Origin of the sequence: Pseudomonas paracarnis, from assembly GCF_904063055.1 — a bacterium.
GTDB lineage: Bacteria > Pseudomonadota > Gammaproteobacteria > Pseudomonadales > Pseudomonadaceae > Aquipseudomonas > Aquipseudomonas paracarnis.
The window spans coordinates 231,183-251,031 of sequence record NZ_CAJFCN010000001.1 but is presented as its reverse complement, the minus strand read 5'-3'; the positions used below and the strand labels follow the sequence as shown (position 1 = coordinate 251,031).

Genomic DNA, 19,849 nt, shown 5'->3' with positions numbered 1-19,849 from the left:
CCTAACTATCCAACCTGAGCACCGCAAGGAAGGCTTCTTGTGGAACTTCCACGTTGCCTACTTGCTTCATGCGTTTTTTACCGGCCTTTTGCTTCTCAAGCAGTTTGCGCTTACGGCTTACGTCACCGCCGTAGCATTTGGCCAGTACGTTCTTTCTGAGAGCCTTGACGGAGGTCCGTGCAATGATCTGCCCGCCGATGGCGGCCTGGATCGCGACGTCGAACATCTGGCGCGGAATCAGTTCTTTCATCTTCTCGGTCAGTTGGCGACCTTTGTAATGCGCGTTGTCCTTGTGCACGATCAGTGCCAGGGCATCTACCTTGTCGCCGTTGATCAGCACATCCAGTTTCACCAGATTAGCCGATTGGTAACGATCGAAATGGTAGTCCAGCGAAGCATAGCCGCGACTGGTGGACTTGAGACGGTCGAAGAAGTCCAGGACCACTTCGTTCATCGGCATATCGTAGGTCACTTGTACCTGAGTACCGAGGAACAGCATGTCGCGCTGCACGCCACGCTTTTCGATACACAGTGTAATGACGTTGCCCAAGTGTTCCTGCGGTACCAGGATATTGGCCCGCACGATCGGCTCGCGCATGTCTTCGATGGCCGACAGGTCCGGAAGCTTGGAGGGGTTGTCGACGTAAATCGTTTCACCGGTTTTGAGCAGCAACTCAAAAATAACGGTTGGCGCGGTGGTGATCAGGTCCAGGTCGTATTCGCGCTCAAGGCGCTCCTGGATGATCTCCATGTGCAGCATGCCCAGGAACCCGCAACGGAAGCCGAAGCCCAGGGCGTCGGAGCTTTCCGGGGTGTACTGCAACGACGAGTCGTTGAGGGTCAGTTTTTGCAGGGCTTCGCGGAAATCTTCGAAGTCATCGGAGCTGACCGGGAACAGGCCGGCGTAGACCTGTGGCTGGATGCGCTTGAAGCCGGGCAGCACGTCGACGTCTGGCGTGGAGCTCAAGGTCAGGGTGTCACCTACTGGCGCACCATGAATGTCCTTGATGCCGGCGATAATGAAGCCTACTTCACCGGCTTTCAGATCAACGGTAGCGGTGTGCTTGGGGTTGAATACACCGACGCTGTCCACCAGGTGGATCTTGCCGGTGGACTTGACCAGGATCTTGTCGCCCTTCTTCACACGGCCATGGCGCACGCGCACCAGGGACACAACGCCCAGGTAGTTGTCGAACCAGGAGTCGATGATCAACGCTTGCAGCGGATCTTCGTAGTTGCCGGTCGGCGCGGGAATGGTGTGCACCAGGCGTTCGAGCACTTCGTCGACACCCAGGCCGGTCTTGGCGCTGCAGGTGACGGCGTCGGTGGCATCGATGCCGATGATCTTCTCGATCTCTTCCTTGACGCGCTCAGGCTCGGCCTGGGGCAGGTCGATCTTGTTGAGCACGGGCATGACTTCCAGGCCCTGCTCGATCGCGGTGTAGCAGTTGGCAACCGACTGCGCCTCGACGCCCTGGCCGGCATCGACCACCAGCAACGCACCTTCACAGGCCGCCAGCGAACGGCTGACTTCGTAGGTGAAGTCAACGTGGCCAGGGGTGTCAATGAAGTTCAGTTGGTAAGTGATGCCGTCTTTGGCCTTGTAGTACAGCGTGACGCTGTGGGCCTTGATGGTGATCCCGCGCTCGCGTTCGAGGTCCATGGAGTCCAGTACCTGGGCTTCCATTTCACGCTCGGCAAGGCCGCCGCACATCTGGATAAATCGATCGGCCAGCGTCGACTTGCCATGGTCAATGTGGGCGATGATGGAGAAATTGCGGATATGACTCAAATCACTCACGGATCAACACTCAAAAAGGCTGCAGGCAGATTGCCCGCTGAAAAATAGCCGGGAATTGTACCTGATGCTCAGGCCAGACGTCATCTTTGCTGACCAATACAAAAAAGCCCCACTTTAATGGGGCTTAAAACTGTAGGAGCGAGCTTGCTCGCGAAAATCGCCAACGATAACGCGCTTATTCTGGATAAACGCGGCGTTTCGCAGACGTTCGCGAGCGCGGCTTCAACCCGCCCGGCGCAGCAGCCAGAACCCAGCCACGGCACAGATGGCCGTAGGCACCAGCACCGCAAACAGCGGCGAGAAGCCGAATACCAGGCTCGACGGCCCAAGCAAATCCTGGGCGATGCGGAAGGTGAAGCCCACCAGCACGCCGGTAAATACCCGTTGGCCCAGGGTCACGGAGCGTAATGGCCCGAAAATGAAGGAAATCGCCATCAACACCAAGGCGGCGGTAACCACCGGCTGCAAGACTTTTACCCAGAACGCCAGCCAGTAGCGGCCATTGTTCAAACCCTGTTCCTTGAGGTAGTGGATATAGCTCCACAAACCGGAGATTGGCAGGGCTTCCGGCACCATGACCACGGTATTGAGCAATTCCGGCTTGAGGGCGATATCCCACTGTTCGGTCGGCACGTTGACCACTTCGGTGCTCGACTGGGTGCCCTGGCCCACGTTACGGAAGTGCGTGGTGGTGACGTCGCTCAGTTGCCATTGCTCGCCACTGTACTGCGCGCGCTTGGCGAAGCTGGACGACAGCATGTGCCGTTCTTTGTCGAAGGTGTAGCGGGTCACCCCGATCAACAGGCCACCCGGCTGCACGGCATTGATGTGGATGAACTCGTCACCTTGGCGGTGCCACAGGCCATGCTTGGCGCTTTGCGCATCGCCCGAACCTTGGGCCAGGGCGCGATTGGCCTGGGCGGTGGCTTCGGCCGGTGGCGCGACGTACTCACCGATCAACACGCTGCACGCCATCAGCAGCAGCATCGGCTTCATCACCGCCCAGACGATACGGCCGATAGACACCCCGGCGGCGCGCATGATGGTCAGCTCGCTGTTGCTGGCCAGGGTACCCAGGCCGATCAGGCAACCAATCAGCGCGGCCATTGGCATCATGTCGTAGAGACGACGCGGCGCGGTCAGTGCGACGTAGCTCAGCACGTCCGTGACTGTGTAAGTGTCAGTAACGTTGCCCACTTCATCAATGAAGGCGAACAACAAGGCCAGGCCGAGGATGATGCCCAGTACCGCGAGGATGGCGATCAGTACGCTAATGCCGATGTAGCGATCAAGCTTAGCCACGGGCCAACTCCTTCAGGCCACGACGGCTCTTCATTTTCAAACGGATAGGTTCCCAGTAGAGCAGCCCCAGGCCGATCATCAGGAAAACCCCGTGCACCCACCACAGGCCCAGCGCTGGCGGCAACTTGCCCTTTTCCAGGGAACCACGGGCAGAAATCAGGATGGTCAGGTAGGCCATGTACAGCAGGATCGCCGGCAGCAACTTGAGGAAACGCCCTTGGCGCGGGTTGACGCGCGACAGCGGCACGGCCATCAAGGTCACGATAAACACCAACAGCGGCAGGGACAGGCGCCATTGCAACTCGGCGATGGAGCGCAACTCCGGGCTGCCGAACAGCGATGAGGTGGGCAGTGCGTCGCGGTCGGTGACCTCGTCACTGATCTCGGCCTTGGGCAGCATGACGCCGTAGGTGTCGTACTTGATCGCCCGATAATCCGCCAGGCCAGGGCTGCCGTCGTAGCGGTAGCCGTTTTCCAGGATCAGGTAGCGGTTGCCATCGGGGCGGATTTCCTGGCGACCGCTGTCGGCCACCAGGATGGTAATGCCACGGTCTTTCTGGTTCTGGCCGAGGTTCTTCTGGGAAATGAACACGCCGCCGAGGTTGGAACGGTCGTCGGTCATGGTTTCGGTGTAGGTCACCCGCGAGCCGTCGCTGAGCGCCTGGAAGCGACCGGGCTCGAGGGTGTCGAACTCCGTCATCGCATCCTGCTTGTTCAGCAGCAGCTGGAATTGCATGGCCCCCTGGGGCGCCAGGCTCATGCTCAACCAGGCCACCACCAGGGCAACACCGGCGGCAGGCACCATGGTCATGGCCAGCAGGCGCTGCTGGCTCATGCCGGTGGCCGACAGCACGGTCATCTCGCTTTCCAGGTACAGCCGGCCATAGGCCAGCAATATGCCGAGAAACAGGCCAAGCGGCAGGATCAACTGCAGCATGCCGGGCATCCGGTAGCCCATGATCAGGAACAGTGAGCCCGGATCCAGGGCGCCAGCGGCGGCTTGGGCCAGGAACTTGACGAAACGACCACTCATGATGATGACCAGCAACACCGCACTCACGGCACTCAGGGTCAACAGGACTTCGCGGGACAGATAACGGAAGACAATCAAACCAGACACTCCAGGGTTGTCAGGCTAAGGCGGCCAAACAAGCAAGCATACCGAGTCGACCCGTTTACCACGGGCCGGCTAAAAAGATGGCGCATTATCCTGTGATTGACCGCGCCTGTCACGGAGCTTACTCATGCGCACGCACAAAGCGTGCGCCAAGGGTTGTCAGGCTCCGCTGGCGAGGTTCAAACTGCGGCCTTTGTCGCTGGCGGTTTACAACGCTGCCGAGCTTTAAAGCCGGAGTACAAGCTCCCGGCTCACAGACCTTGATAAGGGACCCGAAAATGGAATTGGTTGTAAAAAGCGTTAGCCCCGAAACGTTGAAAACCGCCACCCTCGTGGTCGCTGTCGGCGAAGGCCGCACACTCGGCGTCGCCGCCAAGCAACTGGACGAACTGAGCGGCGGCGCTATCAGCGCAGTGCTCAAGCGCGGTGACCTGGCCGGCAAGGTCGGCCAGAGCCTGCTGCTGCAGAGCCTGCCCAACCTTAAAGCCGAGCGCGTTTTGCTGGTGGGCGTGGGCAAGGATGCCGAACTGGGCGACCGTCCGTTTCGCAAGATCGTCAGCGGTCTCCTCACCACCCTCAAGGGCCTGGGCGGCAGCGATGCGGTGCTGGCACTCGATGAAATCGTGGTCAAGGGCCGCGACAGCTACGGCAAGACCCGACTGCTGGCTGAGTCGCTGGTGGACGGCGGCTATATTTTCGACCAGTTCAAGAGCCAGAAAGCCGAACCCCGCGCCCTGAAGAAAATCACCCTGCTGACCATCAAGGCTGCCCAGGCTGAAGTCCAGCGCGCCGTCACCCACGCCCAGGCCATCGCCAACGGCATGTCGTTCACTCGCGACCTGGGCAACCTGCCGCCGAACATCTGCCACCCGACGTTCCTGGGCGAACAGGCCAAGGCACTGGGCAAAGAGTTCAAGGGCTTGAAGGTTGACGTGCTGGACGAGAAGAAGATCAAGGACCTGGGCATGGGCTCGTTCTATGCCGTGGGCCAGGGCAGCGACCAGCCGCCACGCCTGATCGTGATGCAATACAACGGCGGCAAGAAGTCCGAGAAGCCTTACGCCCTGGTAGGTAAAGGCATCACCTTCGATACCGGCGGCATCAGCCTCAAGCCGGGCGCCGGCATGGACGAGATGAAGTACGACATGGGCGGCGCCGCCAGCGTGTTCGGCACCCTGCGTGCCGTGCTGGAACTCAAGCTGCCGATCAACCTGGTGTGCATCCTGGCCTGCGCCGAGAACATGCCGAGCGGCGGCGCGGCTCGCCCGGGCGATATCGTCACCACCATGAGCGGCCAGACCGTAGAGATCCTCAACACCGACGCCGAAGGCCGTCTGGTGCTGTGCGACGCCCTGACCTACGCCGAGCGCTTCAAGCCCCAGGCCGTGATCGACATCGCTACCTTGACCGGTGCCTGCGTAGTTGCCCTGGGCGCCCACACTTCGGGCCTGCTGGGCAACAACGACGAACTGATCGAGCAACTGCTCAGCGCCGGCAAGGCCGCCGACGACCGCGCCTGGCAACTGCCGCTGTTCGATGAGTACCAGGAACAGCTCGACAGCCCGTTCGCCGATATCGCCAACATCGGTGGCCCGAAAGCCGGCACCATCACGGCGGCCTGCTTCCTGTCGCGCTTTGCCAAGAACTTCAACTGGGCTCACCTGGACATCGCCGGCACGGCCTGGACCAGCGGCGGCAAGGACAAGGGCGCCACTGGCCGTCCGGTGCCCCTGTTGACCCAATACCTGCTGGATCGCGCCAAGGCTTAAGCGGCCCCTGCGCCCCTCTGTAGGAGCGAGCTTGCTCCTCCAGAGGGGCCATCAGGCCAACCCCAGGATTTTCAATGCCCCAAGTCGACTTCTATATATTGCCCAGCGCCGATCCCCTCGCGCGCCTGGACTTTGCCTGCAAACTCACCGAAAAAGCCTGGCGTATGGGCCATCGCATCTACCTGCACTGCAGCGATGCCGCCCAACGTGACGAACTTGATGCCCGTCTGTGGCGCTTCAAGGGCGAAAGCTTCGTGCCCCACGGCCACGCCGAATCCGAACCTGAAAGCCTGGTTGTGCTGGGCTTGGGAGACAACTGCGGCGATCACCATGACTTGCTGGTCAACCTCGACCTGAAAGTACCGGCCTTTGCCCAAGCGTTCGCCCGTGTGGCGGAAGTGGTGGTGGAAGACCCGGCTATTCGTCAGGCCGCGCGGGAGAGTTTCCGTTTCTACCGCGAACAGGGCTATCCTCTGCAAGATCACCGGCTACAACGACTTTGAGTACATGATGGACACTCCAAACCCGCTGAAAAAAGACGACCACCTGCTGGATGACCTGGAGTCGATCCGTCAGTTGCTGGGTGATGACAACCTGCAACCGCCGCTGCTGACCGAGACGGCCGATGGCGAGGTACAGATCCCGCTGCTGTTCGACATGGTCGGCGGCAAGCCTGCCGCGCCGGCACCTGTGGTTGCTGAACCCGCCCCAGCCGCCGAAAAAGCCCCCGATGCCCTGCTGCTGCACCTGGACAACGAACTGCGCGCCGCCGCGCAATTGATCATGCAGGATGTGATCGACGACTTTGCGCCGCATATCGAAGCCGAGATCAAGCGTCGGATGGATGCGCGGATGGAGCGGTTGCTCAGCCAATACCAGAACTGAAAGTCCCCCCCATCCTTGTGGGAGCTGGCTTGCCTGCGATGGCGGCGCATCAGTCGCCGAAGATGCTGACTGAAACACCGCCATCGCAGGCAAGCCAGCTCCCACATTAATTCTGCATCGGTCTTAACCGTCTTCGCCTCGCCCTCGCCCCTATCCCCCGTTATACTTGCCGGCTTTCCTGAATAAATGCCAACTAGGGTCCCGCCGCGCATGGATAAGACCTACCAGCCCCACGCTATCGAAACTTCCTGGTACAACACCTGGGAGTCCGAGAACTATTTCGCCCCACAAGGTGCGGGCGACTCGTACACCATCATGATTCCGCCACCGAACGTCACTGGCAGCCTGCACATGGGCCATGGCTTCAACAATGCGATCATGGATGCGTTGATCCGCTTCCGCCGCATGCAGGGTCGCGACACCCTGTGGCAACCGGGCACCGACCACGCCGGTATCGCCACCCAGATGCTGGTGGAACGCCAACTGGAAGCCACCGGCCAGAACCGTCACGACCTGGGTCGCGAGAAATTCCTGGAGAAAGTCTGGGAATGGAAAGACCAGTCCGGCGGCAATATCAGCCGTCAGATCCGTCGCCTGGGTTCGTCCGTAGACTGGAGCCGCGAGCGCTTCACCATGGACGACGGCCTGTCCGAAGCCGTAAAGGAAGCCTTCGTGCGCCTGCACGAAGACGGCCTGATCTACCGCGGCAAGCGCCTGGTCAACTGGGACACCAAGTTGCACACGGCCATTTCCGACCTTGAAGTGGAAAACCACGACGAGAAAGGCTTCCTGTGGAACCTCAAGTACCCGCTGGCCGACGGCGCCAAGACCGCTGAAGGCAATGATTACCTGATCGTCGCCACTACCCGTCCGGAAACCATGCTCGGCGATGCCGCCGTCGCTGTTAACCCGAACGACGAGCGCTACCAGGCGCTGATCGGCAAGTTTGTCGAACTGCCGCTGGTTGGCCGCCGCATCCCGATCATCGCGGATGACTATTGCGACCCTGAGTTCGGCACCGGCTGCGTGAAAATCACCCCGGCCCACGATTTCAACGACTACGAAGTCGGCAAGCGCCACAACCTGCCGCTGCTGAACATCTTCGACAAAAATGCCGCCGTATTGCCGGCCTGCCAGGTGTTCAACCTGGACGGCTCGCTGAACGACAGCATCGACGGCAAGATCCCCGCCGAATACGCAGGTCTGGACCGTTTTGAAGCGCGCAAGCAGATCGTAGCTGCCTTCGACGCCGCCGGTTTGCTGGTCAGCGTCGACGACCACGGCCTGAAAGTGCCGAAGGGCGACCGCTCCGGCACCGTGATCGAGCCGTGGCTGACCGACCAGTGGTACGTGTCCACCAAGCCGCTGGCAGAACCTGCGATTGCCGCCGTGGAAGATGGCCGCATCCAGTTCGTGCCCAAACAGTACGAAAACATGTACTTCTCGTGGATGCGCGACATCCAGGACTGGTGCATCAGCCGTCAGCTGTGGTGGGGCCACCGTATTCCGGCCTGGTATGACGAATCGGGCAAGGTTTATGTAGGCCGCGACGAAGCCGAAGTGCGTGCCAAGCACAACCTCGGCGCCGACATCGCGCTGCAACAGGACAACGACGTACTGGACACCTGGTTCAGTTCGGGCCTGTGGACCTTCTCTACCCTGGGCTGGCCGCAGCAGACCGAGTTCCTGAAGAAATTCCACTCCACCGACGTGCTGGTCACCGGCTTCGACATCATTTTCTTCTGGGTTGCCCGGATGATCATGCTCACCATGCACCTGGTGAAGAACGAAGACGGCACCCCGCAGGTACCGTTCAAGACCGTGTACGTACACGGCCTGGTACGCGACGGCCAGGGCCAGAAGATGTCCAAGTCCAAGGGCAACGTCCTGGACCCGCTGGACATCATCGACGGCATCGACCTGGAAACCCTGGTGCAGAAACGCACCTCGGGCCTGATGCAGCCGAAACTGGCGAAAAAGATCGAGAAGCAGACCCGCGACGAATTCGCCGACGGCATCGCCAGCTACGGCACTGACGCTCTGCGCTTCACCTTCTGCTCGCTGGCCTCCACCGGTCGCGACATCAAGTTCGACATGGGCCGCGTCGAAGGCTATCGCAACTTCTGCAACAAGATCTGGAACGCGGCGCGCTACGTGCTGGACAAAGGCGAAGACTGCGGCCAGAACGGCGAAGCCTATGAGCTGAGCCTGGCGGATCGCTGGATCATCTCGCAGCTGCAGCGCACCGAAGCCGAAGTGACCCGCCAGCTCGACCAGTTCCGTTTCGACCTGGCCGCACAGGCCCTGTACGAGTTCATCTGGAACCAGTATTGCGACTGGTACCTGGAACTGTCCAAGCCGGTGCTGTGGGACGAGAACGCCCCGGTCGAACGCCAGCGCGGCACCCGTCGCACCCTGGTGCGCGTGCTCGAAGTGGCGCTGCGCCTGGCGCATCCGTTCATGCCGTTCATCACCGAAGAAATCTGGCAGCGCCTGGCGCCGCTGGCCGGTATCGAAGGCAAGACCATCATGCTGCAACCTTGGCCGGTGGCCAACGAAGCGCGCATCGATGATGCCGCCGAAAGCGACATCGAATGGCTCAAGACCCTGATGCTCGGCACACGCAACATCCGCGCCGAGATGAACATCGGGCCGGGCAAGCCGCTGGCCGTGTTCGTCAAGAACGCCAGTGCCGAAGACCAGCGTCGCCTCAGCGAGAACGATGCGCTGCTCAAGAAACTGGCCAAGCTGGAGTCGATCACCGTATTGGCTGCCGATGCCGAAGCACCGTTGTCTGCCACCGCGTTGGTCGGTGATATGGAAGTGCTGGTGCCGATGGCCGGCCTGATCGACAAGGGCGCGGAACTTGCCCGCCTCGACAAGGAAATTGCGCGCCTGCAAGGCGAAGTGCAGCGAGTGGGCGGCAAGCTGTCCAACGCGGCGTTCGTTGACAAAGCGCCAGCTGAAGTGATCGAGAAAGAACGCGCCAAGTTGGCCGAGGCTGAACAGGCCTTGGGCAAGCTGGCGGAGCAACACGCGCGGATTTCCAGCCTGTAAGGGGAAACCATGTAGAGAAAGAGGCCTTCGGGCCTCTTTTTTTGTCCAGGCAAACGACACCATTTCCCAATCAAAACCCTATCCCTGTGGGAGCTGGCTTGCCAGCGATAGCATCACCTCAGTCTGCCTGATACACCCAGTCGCCTGCATCGCAGGCAAGCCAGCTCCCACATTTGACCGAGTTGTCCCCGGGAATGTGTGACAATGACCGCCACCTTGAGCCAAACCCAGAATCATCATGACCGCCCCCACTACGCCCAAACCTCCGCGCAAGAAGCCTAAAACCGCCGCCACGGCCAAACCCGTCGCGCCACGCAAAGAGGCCACCCTGCACCCGCGCAACCGCCACACGGGCCGTTACGACTTCCCGGCGCTGATCAAGACCACGCCTGAACTGGCCAAATTCGTGATCATCAACCCCTACGGCAAAGAGAGCATCGACTTCGCCAGCCCGGATGCAGTGCGGGTGTTCAACCGGGCGCTGCTCAAGTCGTTCTATGGCATCCAGCATTGGGATATCCCGGCGGACTACCTGTGCCCGCCAGTGCCGGGGCGTGCTGACTATGTGCATTTCCTCGCCGACCTGCTGGCCAGCGTCAACGACGGCAAGATCCCGCGGGGCTCGATCGTCAAGGTGCTGGACATCGGTATGGGCGCCAACTGCGTGTACCCGCTGATTGGCTATATGGAGTACCGCTGGAACTTCCTGGGCTCGGAGGTCGACCCGATCGCTGTGTCCGCCGCCAAGGCCATCGTGCAGTCCAACGACTTGAACAAAGTCATCCAACTGCGCCAGCAACCCAACCCCAAGCAGATCCTGTTGGGCCTGCTGGAGCCGGGTGAGCGCTTTGACCTTACGATGTGCAATCCGCCCTTCCATGCATCCATGGACGAAGCCACCAAAGGCAGCGAGCGTAAATGGCGCGCCTTGGGCAAGGCCGACCCGAAACGCAAGTTGCCGGTGCTTAACTTCGGTGGTCAATCGGCCGAACTGTGGTGTGAAGGTGGCGAAGCGCGGTTTGTGACGCAGTTGATCGCCGAAAGCGCGCACTTTGCGCATAAAGTGCTGTGGTTCAGCACCCTGGTATCCAAAGCCTCCAACTTGCCGGCGATCGAAACGGCGCTGAAAAAAGCCGGCGTGCTGGAAAGCCAGGTAGTGGAGATGTCCCAGGGGCAGAAGCAGAGCCGCTTTGTGGCCTGGACGTTCCAGACCAAGAACGAGCAGCAGATCTGGCGCCAGCGCTGGGTTCGATAAGAATCATTGTGGCGAGGGAGCTTGCTCCCGCTGGGCAGCGCAGCGGCCCCAAAATCCTGGGAGCGCTGCGCACTCCAGCGGGAGCAAGCTCCCTCGCCACAATAACCGCGCTCTACAATAAAAACGCAGGCAATAAAAAACCGTGCCCGGATCACTCCGAAGCACGGTTTTTTTGCTGCGTCTTACTTGTTAACAGCGTCGGTCAGGCCTTTAGCCACAACCAGCTTGATAACTTTCTTGGCAGCGATTTCGATGGCAGCGCCAGTCGAAGGGTTACGGCCAGTACGGGCAGGACGCTCGGTCACTTTCAGTTTGCCAACGCCTGGCAGAGTGATTTCGCCGCCATTTTCCAGCTGATCAGCAACAACTTGGCTCAGTTGGTCCAGCAGAGCACGCACGGTAGTTTTCGGTGCGTCTACTGCTTCAGCCAGGTCAGCGATCAGTTGGTCTTTAGTAATAGCCATTGTGGTGTTCCTTCCCTATCAAATTCATATGGATTGCAGAGTGCAGTGTCAGCCGTCGAGCCCGACCGTCATGGCCTGGCATCCCCGGCCATAACCACGGAGATCGGGGTTATAGATGCTTGAAACGGGGATTGGTTCGACCTGACAAATGCTGAATGCACGCTTAACGCCGAGACTTGGCGTAAGACGGGGCAAAACTAGCACAGAGACGGGGAAATATCCGCCTCAACATACCCATTTGGTCAGCTTTATCGCTCTAAACCGTGAAAAAAAGGCATATGGCCAGTCACAGGGCGTGCAAAATGCCGTTCGGGGCACGTCTTGACCAATGGGTGCGGTACACTGGGCGACTTTTCGGGGAGGCCAACCGCTCCCCCTTCAACCAGCCGAGAAGCCTATGCCGATCCGTCATTGCATCGTCCACCTGATCGACAAAAAACCCGACGGCACACCCGCAGTTCTTCACGCCCGCGACACGGAACTGGCCGAGTCCGCCGCCATCGAGAACATGCTTGCCGACCTCAACGAGAGCTACAACGCCAAACAAGGCAAGGCCTGGGGTTTCTTCCATGCCGAGTCCGGCGCGCACCCGTTCAGCGGTTGGTTGAAGGAGTACTTTGACGGTGGCCAGGACTTCACCAGCTTCAGCCGCACGGCGGTAGAGCACCTGCAGAAGCTGATGGAGGAATCCAACCTCTCCACCGGCGGCCATGTGCTGTTTGCCCATTACCAGCAAGGCATGACCGACTACCTGGCCATCGCCCTGCTGCACCACAGCGAAGGCGTGGCGGTGACCGACGAGCTGGACGTGACGCCCTCGCGCCACCTGGACCTGGGCCAGTTGCACCTGGCGGCGCGTATCAACGTCTCCGAGTGGCAGAACAACAAGCAGTCCAAGCAGTACATCTCGTTCATCAAAGGCAAGAACGGCAAGAAGGTCTCGGAGTACTTCCGCGACTTTATCGGCTGCCAGGAAGGCGTGGATGGCCCGGGCGAAACCCGCACCCTGCTCAAGGCGTTCAGTGACTTCGTCGAAAGCGAAGACTTGCCCGACGAGTCCGCCCGCGAGAAAACCAAAACCCTGGTGGACTACGCCAGCAGCCAGGCGAAGCTCGGCGAACCCATGGGCCTGGAAGAGCTCTCGGGCCTGATCGATGAAGACCGGCCAAAAGCCTTCTACGACCACATCCGCAACAAGGATTACGGCCTGTCGCCGGAAATTCCGGCCGACAAACGCACCCTCAACCAGTTCCGCCGCTTCACCGGGCGCGCCGAGGGCCTGTCCATCAGCTTTGAAGCGCACCTGCTGGGCGACAAGATCGAGTACGACGAAGCCGCCGGCACCTTGATCATCAAGGGCCTGCCGACCCAACTGACCGACCAGCTCAAGCGCCGTAACTGATGCTGGGCGGGGTACTCAAGAAAGTCCTGCTGGTGTTGCTGGTGGTGGTTGCGATCCAGAACTGGGGCAAGGTGGAACGGCTGTTCAACCCGTCCCAGGTGGCGCCCGAGCACGTACGCGCCTCTGCGCGGGTGGTGCTCTATGCCACCGAGTGGTGTGGGTACTGCAAGCAGATCCGGCGTTTTCTGGACCAGAAGGGTATCCCGTACCAGGCCGTCGATATAGAGAAGGATGCCGAGGCGCGCAAGGCGTACGAGGCACTGGGCGGTGGCGGGATTCCGTTTGTGGATGTAAACGGGACCTTGATTCGCGACTACAACCCTGAAGCGATCATGGCCGCCCTGAAGTAACACCCAATCAAATGTGGGAGCTGGCTTGCCTGCGATGGCGGTGTAATAGGTTCAATACCTGTGACTGACACACCGCTATCGCAGGCAAGCCAGCTCCCACACAAGTCAGCTCTGCACATTGGGCTTGCGGGTGGGCTTAGAAGTTGGCTTCCAGCGACACCATCGCCGTGCGCTCCTCACCCACGTTGTAATACGCCGTGCTCGCCCCCAACCCGTTCACCGGCGCCGAGTTGAACGCCACCGTACGCGCCGAACTCAAGTACTCCTTGTCGAACACGTTGAGCATCGAAAACCGCAGTGCCGCCGACTTGATGACCTTCTTATCCACCGGCAAATAAATACCCGCGTTCAGGTCAAACACCGTACGGCCTTCAATCTTCTCCTTGTTGGTCAAATCGCCATAGAAACTGCCGACATATTTGCCTGCAATGTTGCCGTAGAACCGCGAATCGTCATACCCGAACACCAGGTTGAACATGTTTTCCGGCACGTTGGCCAATTGCTTGCCCGAGGTTGGTAGCAGCACGTTCTTGCTGAGCAGGTCGTCCTTCTGCTCAGACTGGGTGTAGGTATAGGACGCGTAGTAATTGAAGTTGTGCGGCAACAGGCCGCTCCATTCCAGCTCCAGGCCTTTGTTATCGACAGTGCCGACGTTGAGCACCATGTAGTCACCGCTGGCGTCGGTGGTCGAGACCTGGCGATCCTTGAAGCTGATGTAGAACAGGGTCGCACTCAAGGCCATGTCGTCTTCGGTGTAGCGCCAGCCCAGTTCCTGGTTCCAGCTCAATTCGGACTTGAGGCTGACGGAGTCGCCCTTGTTGTACAGCACGTAGTTGGGCGGCGTGCGCATATTGCGGGTGACGTTGTAGAACGCCTGGTTGCTTTCATCGACCTGGTACTTGGCGCTGAAGTTGGGCAGGAACTGGTGGTAGCGGGTGTTACGCTTTTCCGGCGTGTCGTACAGGCTGCCGAGGTTGTTGCCGTCACGCTCGACATATTGGTAGGCCACACCGCCAACAAAACTCAGGTCCGGTGTGGCTTGCCAGTTGTCCTGTACCCAGAGCTTCTGCGCGGGAGTGACGGTGTAGTAGTGGCGGCCCTGGACCGTAGCGCCGTTTTTGTCGACCACCTGGCCGCCGCTGTTGTAGTCGCCCCACACATCGTCGGGGGCACCTTCGTTGTTAATACCGATAAAGGGCTGGGTCTGGCGCTGGCGTGCGCGTTCGTACCAGTAGCCATAGTCCAGGCTGTGTTCTTCGTTGATGTCCCACTTCATTTTCGCCGTGAAGCCAGGGCGCCAGGTTTCGGTCCACGAAGGGCGGTAATAGTTGGCCGATTGCAGGTTACTCAGGTCGTAGTTGCCGGCCTTGTCGGACTTTGGCCCCAGGTTGGAAGCCGTCTGGCCGCTGAAGCTGCCACCGTTGGCCCAGTAGTAATACGGCGTGAGCGTCAGCGACAAATTGTCCTGCAGTTGCCAGCGCTGGGTCAGCGTGGCGTTGACGCTTTCGAACGGGTTGCGGTTGAGCTTGTAGGACGCCGACAGCAAACCAGCCTTGTACACCGGGCTTTGCGCGTAATCCTTACGCCGTCCTTCGGTGTCGAACTGCGCCTTGCTAAGGCTGTTGTAGTTGTAGTTTTCCTGCTTGTTGTACTTGATCGTGGCCAATGTGGAGTTGCCGTTATCCCCTTCGAACAGGCTGCTCCACTCGATCTTGTCGCTGCGCAGAGTGCCCTTGCCGCGCCATTTGTCACCTTCCAGGTGGGATGCCGACACCCAGGTTTTCAGGCCCCCCACATCCCCGGTGTTCGCTCGCACGAAGGTCTTGCGCAGGGCGTTGGCACCGACGATCTGTTTGGCGAAAACTCCGGCGTCCTTGGTCGGGCGGATGGTGATCATGCCAATGTTGCCGCCGCTGGAGCCGATGTGCGGGCCGTCGGCCTCGGAGGAACCTTGGGTGGCGAACACTTCGGCCAGGTTTTCCGGGTCGCCTAACTGATTGGAGTACACACTGTAGTTGCCCGAATCGTTGATCGGCACGCCGTCCACCGAGACGCCGACCTGGTCGGAACTCATGCCCCGCATGGTAAAACTGGTGCCACTGGTACCGCTGGCGTCATCACTGGAAACGTTGATGCCCGGCGTGTACTTGAGCTTGTCGATGGCGTTGGCGGTGGCCGACATTTCGTCCATGGCTTGCTTGGTCACCGTCGAGCGTGCCTTGGCACTTTCTTCGAGAATCATGTGGCCGCTGCCAAGGGTTTGCTTGCCGGCGATGTTCACCGAGCCTACATCCTGGGCATCATCAGCCAAAACCAGCGGCGCAAAGCCGCCCAGGCCCGATGCGAGGAGCAGGGCATAAAGAGTGTTGTGGTTCACGTGTAGATCCCTTACTGACATTGTTGTGTTGTATGGGGCAGATGCGAGCTTCCTGACCACTTGTTCAGGAACCCAGGGATGATCCACGGCACGTGTAACCGTTTGGTGACAGGTTTTGGCGATTGCGATGAAGGTTCGATGAAGGCGCTGCGGGCCTAGCGCAACACAATCATTCGGCCCAACAAGGTGTGCTGTTCAAAGCCCAACACCGCTTGCAAGGCGTTCAAGACCGCTACAGGGTCCTGGCTCGGAAAGCTGCCGCTGACGCGTTTGGCGGCCATGTTTTCGTTAAGCAGAAGAATTCGGCCGGGGTAATAACGCCTCAGGTCCTGGACCACATCGGCCAGGGGTGCCCTGTAGTAGTTGAGCCAACCTTCGCGCCAGGCCAGGCGTGAGGCGCTGTCGACCCCATGCAAAGGGTCGGCAATACCGTCGGCATAGGCCACTTGCTGGCCCGCTGTCAGCACCTGTTGCTGGCCCTGTTTGGAGGGCGTCACGCCCACACGGCCGGACAGCACAGTGACCTCGGCGCCGTCAGGTTGCAGGCGCACTTCAAACTGCGTTCCCATTACCCGCGTTTCACCGCCGCTCGCCTCCACCACGAAGGGTTGGCCGGTGTGGGTCACACTGAAAAAACCTGCACCACGGCGCAATTGGATGTGCCGTTCGCCCTGGCTGAAATCTACAGAGATGGCGCTGTCGGCGTCGAGGGTGACCTTGGATTGATCGGCCAGGGTGAAGGTCTTTACCTCACCCGGCGCCGTCACATAATCGGCGCCCCACTCATCGACCCAGCGTGACGGCTGCCAACCGGCGCCCATCGACACCATCAGCAGCAGGCAGGCGGCGACGGCCAAGGCACCAGACCAACGCGCTACCCGGGAGCGTTTGGAGGCGTTGATCGTATTGAGGTAGCGCTGCAAGGCGAGCGCGTCCTCATCGGCCAGTTGGCGCGCCGGTACTTCGCTTAATTCCCAGAGCACCTGGGCTTGGGAGTACGCCTCAACGTGTGCGGGATCTGCACGTAACCAGCGGCTGAACGTGGCCTGGTCGCCGCTGCTAGGCTGGTCATGCAGCAGGCACAACCAATCGAGTGCGGCCTGTTCCTGGGCGGGCGTGGGCGTGAGGTTCACGGGGCTTTCCCTGGCATGCGTGGAGGCGGTGGTTCGCGAAGGCTGGCCTTGCAGGCTTCGAGGGCGCGCATCATATGTTTTTCCACGGCGCTTTGGGACAGGCCCATGGCCTTGGCGATTTCGGCGTACTTGCGGCCGTGGATGCGGTTAAGCAGGAAAATCTGGCGGGTGCGCTCGGGCAAGCTGCGCAAGGCGGCTTCCACATGGCGCAGATCATTGCCCGCCTCCAACGCTGCCTGGGGTTCGCAGCCTTGGTGGTCAGATTGTTCCGGCAGCCAGCCTTCGCTGCTGCGTGCTCGCGCGCCTTCGCTGCGCAGGTGGTCGATGGCGATGTTGCCGGCGCAGCGCAGCAGGTAGGTGCTCAATTCTTCGACCTGCACCAGCGGGCGACGCCAGAAGCGCAGGAACAAATCCTGCACCAGGTCGGCTGCCGTGGCGCGGCAACCCACACGGCGGCTGACCAACGCCTCCATTTGCGAGCGCTGGGACAAAAACACCTGCAGGAAATGCGCGCGTCCCCCCGCTGCATCCGCGTGCGGAGTGTCCTGAGGAGATTGCGGTCGATGGCTCCTCATGGCCGGCTCAAGAGAGGGCGAACGCCGCAACAGGGCTGGCCAACAGGGCGAGCCCCGCCAGGATCAAGGCCAGCCTTGGCCGATACGGCAACAGCAACACCAGCAGCAAGGCGCTGAGCATCAACACCGCGCACCACTCCACCAGGCCCTGGCTCCAACCGGCGCCCAGCACCGACGGCCAGATCGACACGCCCAGCAACAACCAACCGCCCACCCGCAACCCCAGGCGCCGAATGGCTGTGGGTTTGCTGTGCAGCAATTCGCCGTGGTGACGGTCGGTGGACAAGCACAGTGCCATGAACCCGGCGTAGCACATCAATAGCGCTAGAAGCATCAGTTGGCCTGCTGCTTGAGTGTTAACCCGCGGGCACGCTCAGCCTTGGGTAGCGGCGCGCTGCGATGGTGCATCTTCCAGGCTGCCCAGGCGAGGAACGCGCCACTGGCCAGGCAGGTGAGGTCGAAGCCGGCCATCGCCCAGTCGCCGCTTGGCACAGAGACACCCAAGTGATGCGAGGTGGTGATGGCGTTGAGCAATGGAATGGCGGCAAACAACAGCGCGCCGAAGCTCAGTTGCTCGACCCAGCCCTGGCGACCGCGCCGCAGCAAGGCGTGCAACAGGCTCAGGGCCCAGGCGATAAAGAACGCCTGCACTTCCCAGTCGGAACGCGCGGTGAAGCTCACCGGCAGCAGGCGGTTAGCCCAGAAAAACGCCGCGATGGCGATCATCAAGCCAGACATGCTGGCAATATTCAGCACTTCCACCAACCGCAGTTCAAAGGGCATCACCGAGGCCTTGGCATGCTTGAGCTGGCGCTTGCCCAGCCAGATCACCAAGCCTGTGCCGATCATCGCCGTACCCGCCAAGCCGCAGATAAAGTAAAGCCAGCGCAGCACCGGGCCGGCGAAATGGCCCATGTGCAAACCGTAGAAACTGCCACCGATGGCCGTCGCCAATGACGGCTCGGCACTGCCTCGCAACAGCTCGCCGGTGGTGCCGTTGAACGACAACGTACTGCCGGAGGCATGCACCACGCTGTCGGAGCCAGCGCGCGACACGTTGATCGACGCGTTGACATCGCCGGGGTTGTTGACCGCCACACGCCCCACATGCCCGCCCGCCCACTGTTCCCGCGCCTGCTGGTACATCGGCATCAACGGCAGCAGTTTGCCCGGCTGGCCGAGGGCCGGCGCATTGTCAGTAGCGGGGAACAGCTCACTGAAAAACGCCCGGCTGTCGTCGCCATAGGACGCCACGATGGGCGCAGGCATGACCATGCTCATGAAAATCACCAGGCTGCTGTAGGTGATCATCAGGTGAAACGGCAGCACCAGCACACCCACCGCGTTGTGCCCGTCGAGCCAGGAGCGCTGGCCTTTGCGCGGGCGGAAGGTGAAGAAGTCCTTGAAGATTTTTTTATGGGTGATGATGCCGGTGATCAGTGCGACCAACATCACCATGGCGGCGATGGTCGACAGCCAGCGGCCCCACGGGTAAGGCATTTGCAGTTGGAAGTGGAAACGATAGAAGAACTCGCCGCCCTTGCTTTCGCGGGCCTGCACCGGTTGGCCGGTGACGGGGTCGAGGACTTTCTGGATGAAGGTACCGCGCTTGCCGGGTTCGAGCTTGTCTTGCCACATCACCGACAAACCGGGGTCGCGGCGGTTCGGCAAGGTAATGAACCAGCGTGCGGCGGTAGGCGCCTGCTGTTGCAGGTAGTTTTGCGCGACGGCGAGGCTGCGCCCATCGTCCAGGGGATGGGCCTGCACTTCGGGCTGCATCCAGTGGGTTATTTCATCTTTGAAATAGGCCAGGGTGCCGGTCAGGAAAATCGCGAACAGCAGCCAGCCGAAGATCAAGCCTGCCCAGGTGTGCAGCCAGGCCATGGCCTGGCGAAAGCCCTCTTTCATGTGCGAGCCATCCAGAAACCGATGCCGGCCAGGGTGGCCAAGAGTGCGCTCGGCACCATCACCCCTGCCCAGGCGCGCCATGCCGTGCGGCAGGCAAAACACCAGAGCACCGCCAGCAGGTAGAACACAAAGGAACTCATCATGCCGGTGACCACCGCATCGGCACGGGAGGTGGGCAGCCAGAGCGCCAGGCAGATGGCGGCCAGGGAGGCCATCAGATAACCGCCAATCACCGCCGCCAGCACGCGCGAGGTGACGGCGAGGCGGTAGGAAACGGGCAATGAGGTTTTGCTTTTCATGCGGCAGGCGCCTGGTTCATCAGCGCGCAATATTAATGATAAATATTCTCATAAGCAAAAGAGAACGGATGAATCACCTGCCTTGGCCGATTGCCGAACCTTGTCATGCGCCCTACAATGCGAACAATTCTTGTTCTCTAAAGCATGTCGAATGC

The 19,849-nt window shown here is 60.6% G+C and carries 17 protein-coding genes; 7 read left to right on the top strand and 10 right to left on the bottom strand.

The annotated features are described in order from the left end of the window. Position 1 precedes the first annotated feature (1 nt). From lepA to lptF, 3 genes are all read right to left on the bottom strand, one after another. Positions 2-1,801 carry a translation elongation factor 4 gene (gene lepA, locus JMV15_RS01165; protein ID WP_003188853.1) on the bottom strand — a complete coding sequence of 600 codons (1,800 nt, stop codon included), beginning with the start codon at positions 1,799-1,801 and terminating at the stop codon, positions 2-4. A 222-nt stretch (positions 1,802-2,023) separates the two neighbouring features. Then, entirely contained in the window at positions 2,024-3,103 is a 1,080-nt protein-coding gene (gene lptG, locus JMV15_RS01160) for an LPS export ABC transporter permease LptG (protein WP_003188851.1), read from the bottom strand. Then, positions 3,096-4,214: an LPS export ABC transporter permease LptF gene (lptF, locus tag JMV15_RS01155; RefSeq protein WP_003188848.1), complete on the bottom strand. Its 1,119-nt coding sequence runs from the start codon at positions 4,212-4,214 to the stop codon at positions 3,096-3,098. The genes lptG and lptF overlap by 8 nt, the downstream gene beginning before the upstream one ends. A gap of 284 nt (positions 4,215-4,498) precedes the next feature. On the opposite strand from lptF, the gene JMV15_RS01150 reads away from it, so the two are divergent. From JMV15_RS01150 to rlmF, 5 genes are all read left to right on the top strand, one after another. Further along, positions 4,499-5,989, top strand: a complete 1,491-nt coding sequence (locus tag JMV15_RS01150; protein WP_038449029.1) for a leucyl aminopeptidase — start codon at positions 4,499-4,501, stop codon at positions 5,987-5,989. Positions 5,990-6,063: 74 nt separating this feature from the next. Then, the gene (locus JMV15_RS01145; protein ID WP_014717072.1) at positions 6,064-6,492 is read left to right on the top strand and encodes a DNA polymerase III subunit chi; all 429 of its coding nucleotides are present in this window, start codon (positions 6,064-6,066) and stop codon (positions 6,490-6,492) included. 7 nt (positions 6,493-6,499) lie between these two features. Beyond that, positions 6,500-6,874 carry a hypothetical protein gene (locus JMV15_RS01140; protein WP_003188844.1) on the top strand — a complete coding sequence of 125 codons (375 nt, stop codon included), beginning with the start codon at positions 6,500-6,502 and terminating at the stop codon, positions 6,872-6,874. A gap of 210 nt (positions 6,875-7,084) precedes the next feature. Further along, positions 7,085-9,931 carry a valine--tRNA ligase gene (locus tag JMV15_RS01135; protein ID WP_038449026.1) on the top strand — a complete coding sequence of 949 codons (2,847 nt, stop codon included), beginning with the start codon at positions 7,085-7,087 and terminating at the stop codon, positions 9,929-9,931. A 238-nt stretch (positions 9,932-10,169) separates the two neighbouring features. Continuing rightward, on the top strand, positions 10,170-11,186 hold the full coding sequence (gene rlmF / locus JMV15_RS01130) for a 23S rRNA (adenine(1618)-N(6))-methyltransferase RlmF (RefSeq protein WP_038449024.1): 1,017 nt from the start codon (positions 10,170-10,172) through the stop codon (positions 11,184-11,186). 182 nt (positions 11,187-11,368) lie between these two features. Here rlmF and JMV15_RS01125 read toward each other — a convergent pair whose 3' ends face one another. Next, positions 11,369-11,650, bottom strand: coding sequence for an HU family DNA-binding protein (locus tag JMV15_RS01125; protein ID WP_003188840.1), 282 nt, complete (start codon positions 11,648-11,650; stop codon positions 11,369-11,371). Between the two features lie 397 nt (positions 11,651-12,047). Between JMV15_RS01125 and yejK the strand changes: the two genes are divergently transcribed. Together yejK and JMV15_RS01115 are read left to right on the top strand one after the other, a co-directional pair. After that, positions 12,048-13,052, top strand: coding sequence for a nucleoid-associated protein YejK (gene yejK, locus JMV15_RS01120; RefSeq protein ID WP_014717069.1), 1,005 nt, complete (start codon positions 12,048-12,050; stop codon positions 13,050-13,052). Continuing rightward, positions 13,052-13,402 carry a glutaredoxin family protein gene (locus JMV15_RS01115; RefSeq protein ID WP_020301210.1) on the top strand — a complete coding sequence of 117 codons (351 nt, stop codon included), beginning with the start codon at positions 13,052-13,054 and terminating at the stop codon, positions 13,400-13,402. The genes yejK and JMV15_RS01115 overlap by 1 nt, the downstream gene beginning before the upstream one ends. 136 nt (positions 13,403-13,538) lie before the next feature. Here JMV15_RS01115 and JMV15_RS01110 read toward each other — a convergent pair whose 3' ends face one another. The 6 genes from JMV15_RS01110 to JMV15_RS01085 form a co-directional block, all read right to left on the bottom strand. Beyond that, positions 13,539-15,779: a TonB-dependent receptor gene (locus JMV15_RS01110; RefSeq protein WP_020301211.1), complete on the bottom strand. Its 2,241-nt coding sequence runs from the start codon at positions 15,777-15,779 to the stop codon at positions 13,539-13,541. A 155-nt stretch (positions 15,780-15,934) separates the two neighbouring features. Next, positions 15,935-16,912, bottom strand: coding sequence for a FecR family protein (locus tag JMV15_RS01105; protein WP_032903315.1), 978 nt, complete (start codon positions 16,910-16,912; stop codon positions 15,935-15,937). Then, complete coding sequence (locus JMV15_RS01100; RefSeq protein WP_014717065.1) at positions 16,909-17,487, bottom strand: RNA polymerase sigma factor; 579 nt, start codon at positions 17,485-17,487, stop codon at positions 16,909-16,911. Before JMV15_RS01100 ends, JMV15_RS01105 begins: the two co-directional genes overlap by 4 nt. A 7-nt stretch (positions 17,488-17,494) precedes the next feature. Beyond that, positions 17,495-17,821 carry a DUF3325 domain-containing protein gene (locus JMV15_RS01095; protein WP_019817655.1) on the bottom strand — a complete coding sequence of 109 codons (327 nt, stop codon included), beginning with the start codon at positions 17,819-17,821 and terminating at the stop codon, positions 17,495-17,497. Next, entirely contained in the window at positions 17,821-19,395 is a 1,575-nt protein-coding gene (locus tag JMV15_RS01090; RefSeq protein WP_038449021.1) for a PepSY-associated TM helix domain-containing protein, read from the bottom strand. The genes JMV15_RS01095 and JMV15_RS01090 overlap by 1 nt, the downstream gene beginning before the upstream one ends. Beyond that, positions 19,392-19,694, bottom strand: a complete 303-nt coding sequence (locus JMV15_RS01085; protein ID WP_014717062.1) for a DUF3649 domain-containing protein — start codon at positions 19,692-19,694, stop codon at positions 19,392-19,394. Before JMV15_RS01085 ends, JMV15_RS01090 begins: the two co-directional genes overlap by 4 nt. Between the last annotated feature and the right edge of the window lie 155 nt (positions 19,695-19,849).

Excerpts from the sequence above, each read along its gene's own strand:
- rlmF (WP_038449024.1), top strand. The coding sequence starts at position 10,170 with ATGACCGCCCCCACTACGCCCAAACCTCCGCGCAAGAAGCCTAAAACC.
- JMV15_RS01145 (WP_014717072.1), top strand. The coding sequence starts at position 6,064 with ATGCCCCAAGTCGACTTCTATATATTGCCCAGCGCCGATCCCCTCGCG.
- JMV15_RS01115 (WP_020301210.1), top strand. The coding sequence starts at position 13,052 with ATGCTGGGCGGGGTACTCAAGAAAGTCCTGCTGGTGTTGCTGGTGGTG.
- JMV15_RS01125 (WP_003188840.1), bottom strand. The coding sequence starts at position 11,650 with ATGGCTATTACTAAAGACCAACTGATCGCTGACCTGGCTGAAGCAGTA.
- JMV15_RS01150 (WP_038449029.1), top strand. The coding sequence starts at position 4,499 with ATGGAATTGGTTGTAAAAAGCGTTAGCCCCGAAACGTTGAAAACCGCC.
- JMV15_RS01135 (WP_038449026.1), top strand. The coding sequence starts at position 7,085 with ATGGATAAGACCTACCAGCCCCACGCTATCGAAACTTCCTGGTACAAC.
- yejK (WP_014717069.1), top strand. The coding sequence starts at position 12,048 with ATGCCGATCCGTCATTGCATCGTCCACCTGATCGACAAAAAACCCGAC.
- JMV15_RS01095 (WP_019817655.1), bottom strand. The coding sequence starts at position 17,821 with ATGCTTCTAGCGCTATTGATGTGCTACGCCGGGTTCATGGCACTGTGC.
- JMV15_RS01090 (WP_038449021.1), bottom strand. The coding sequence starts at position 19,395 with ATGAAAGAGGGCTTTCGCCAGGCCATGGCCTGGCTGCACACCTGGGCA.
- JMV15_RS01085 (WP_014717062.1), bottom strand. The coding sequence starts at position 19,694 with ATGAAAAGCAAAACCTCATTGCCCGTTTCCTACCGCCTCGCCGTCACC.
- JMV15_RS01100 (WP_014717065.1), bottom strand. The coding sequence starts at position 17,487 with ATGAGGAGCCATCGACCGCAATCTCCTCAGGACACTCCGCACGCGGAT.
- JMV15_RS01140 (WP_003188844.1), top strand. The coding sequence starts at position 6,500 with ATGGACACTCCAAACCCGCTGAAAAAAGACGACCACCTGCTGGATGAC.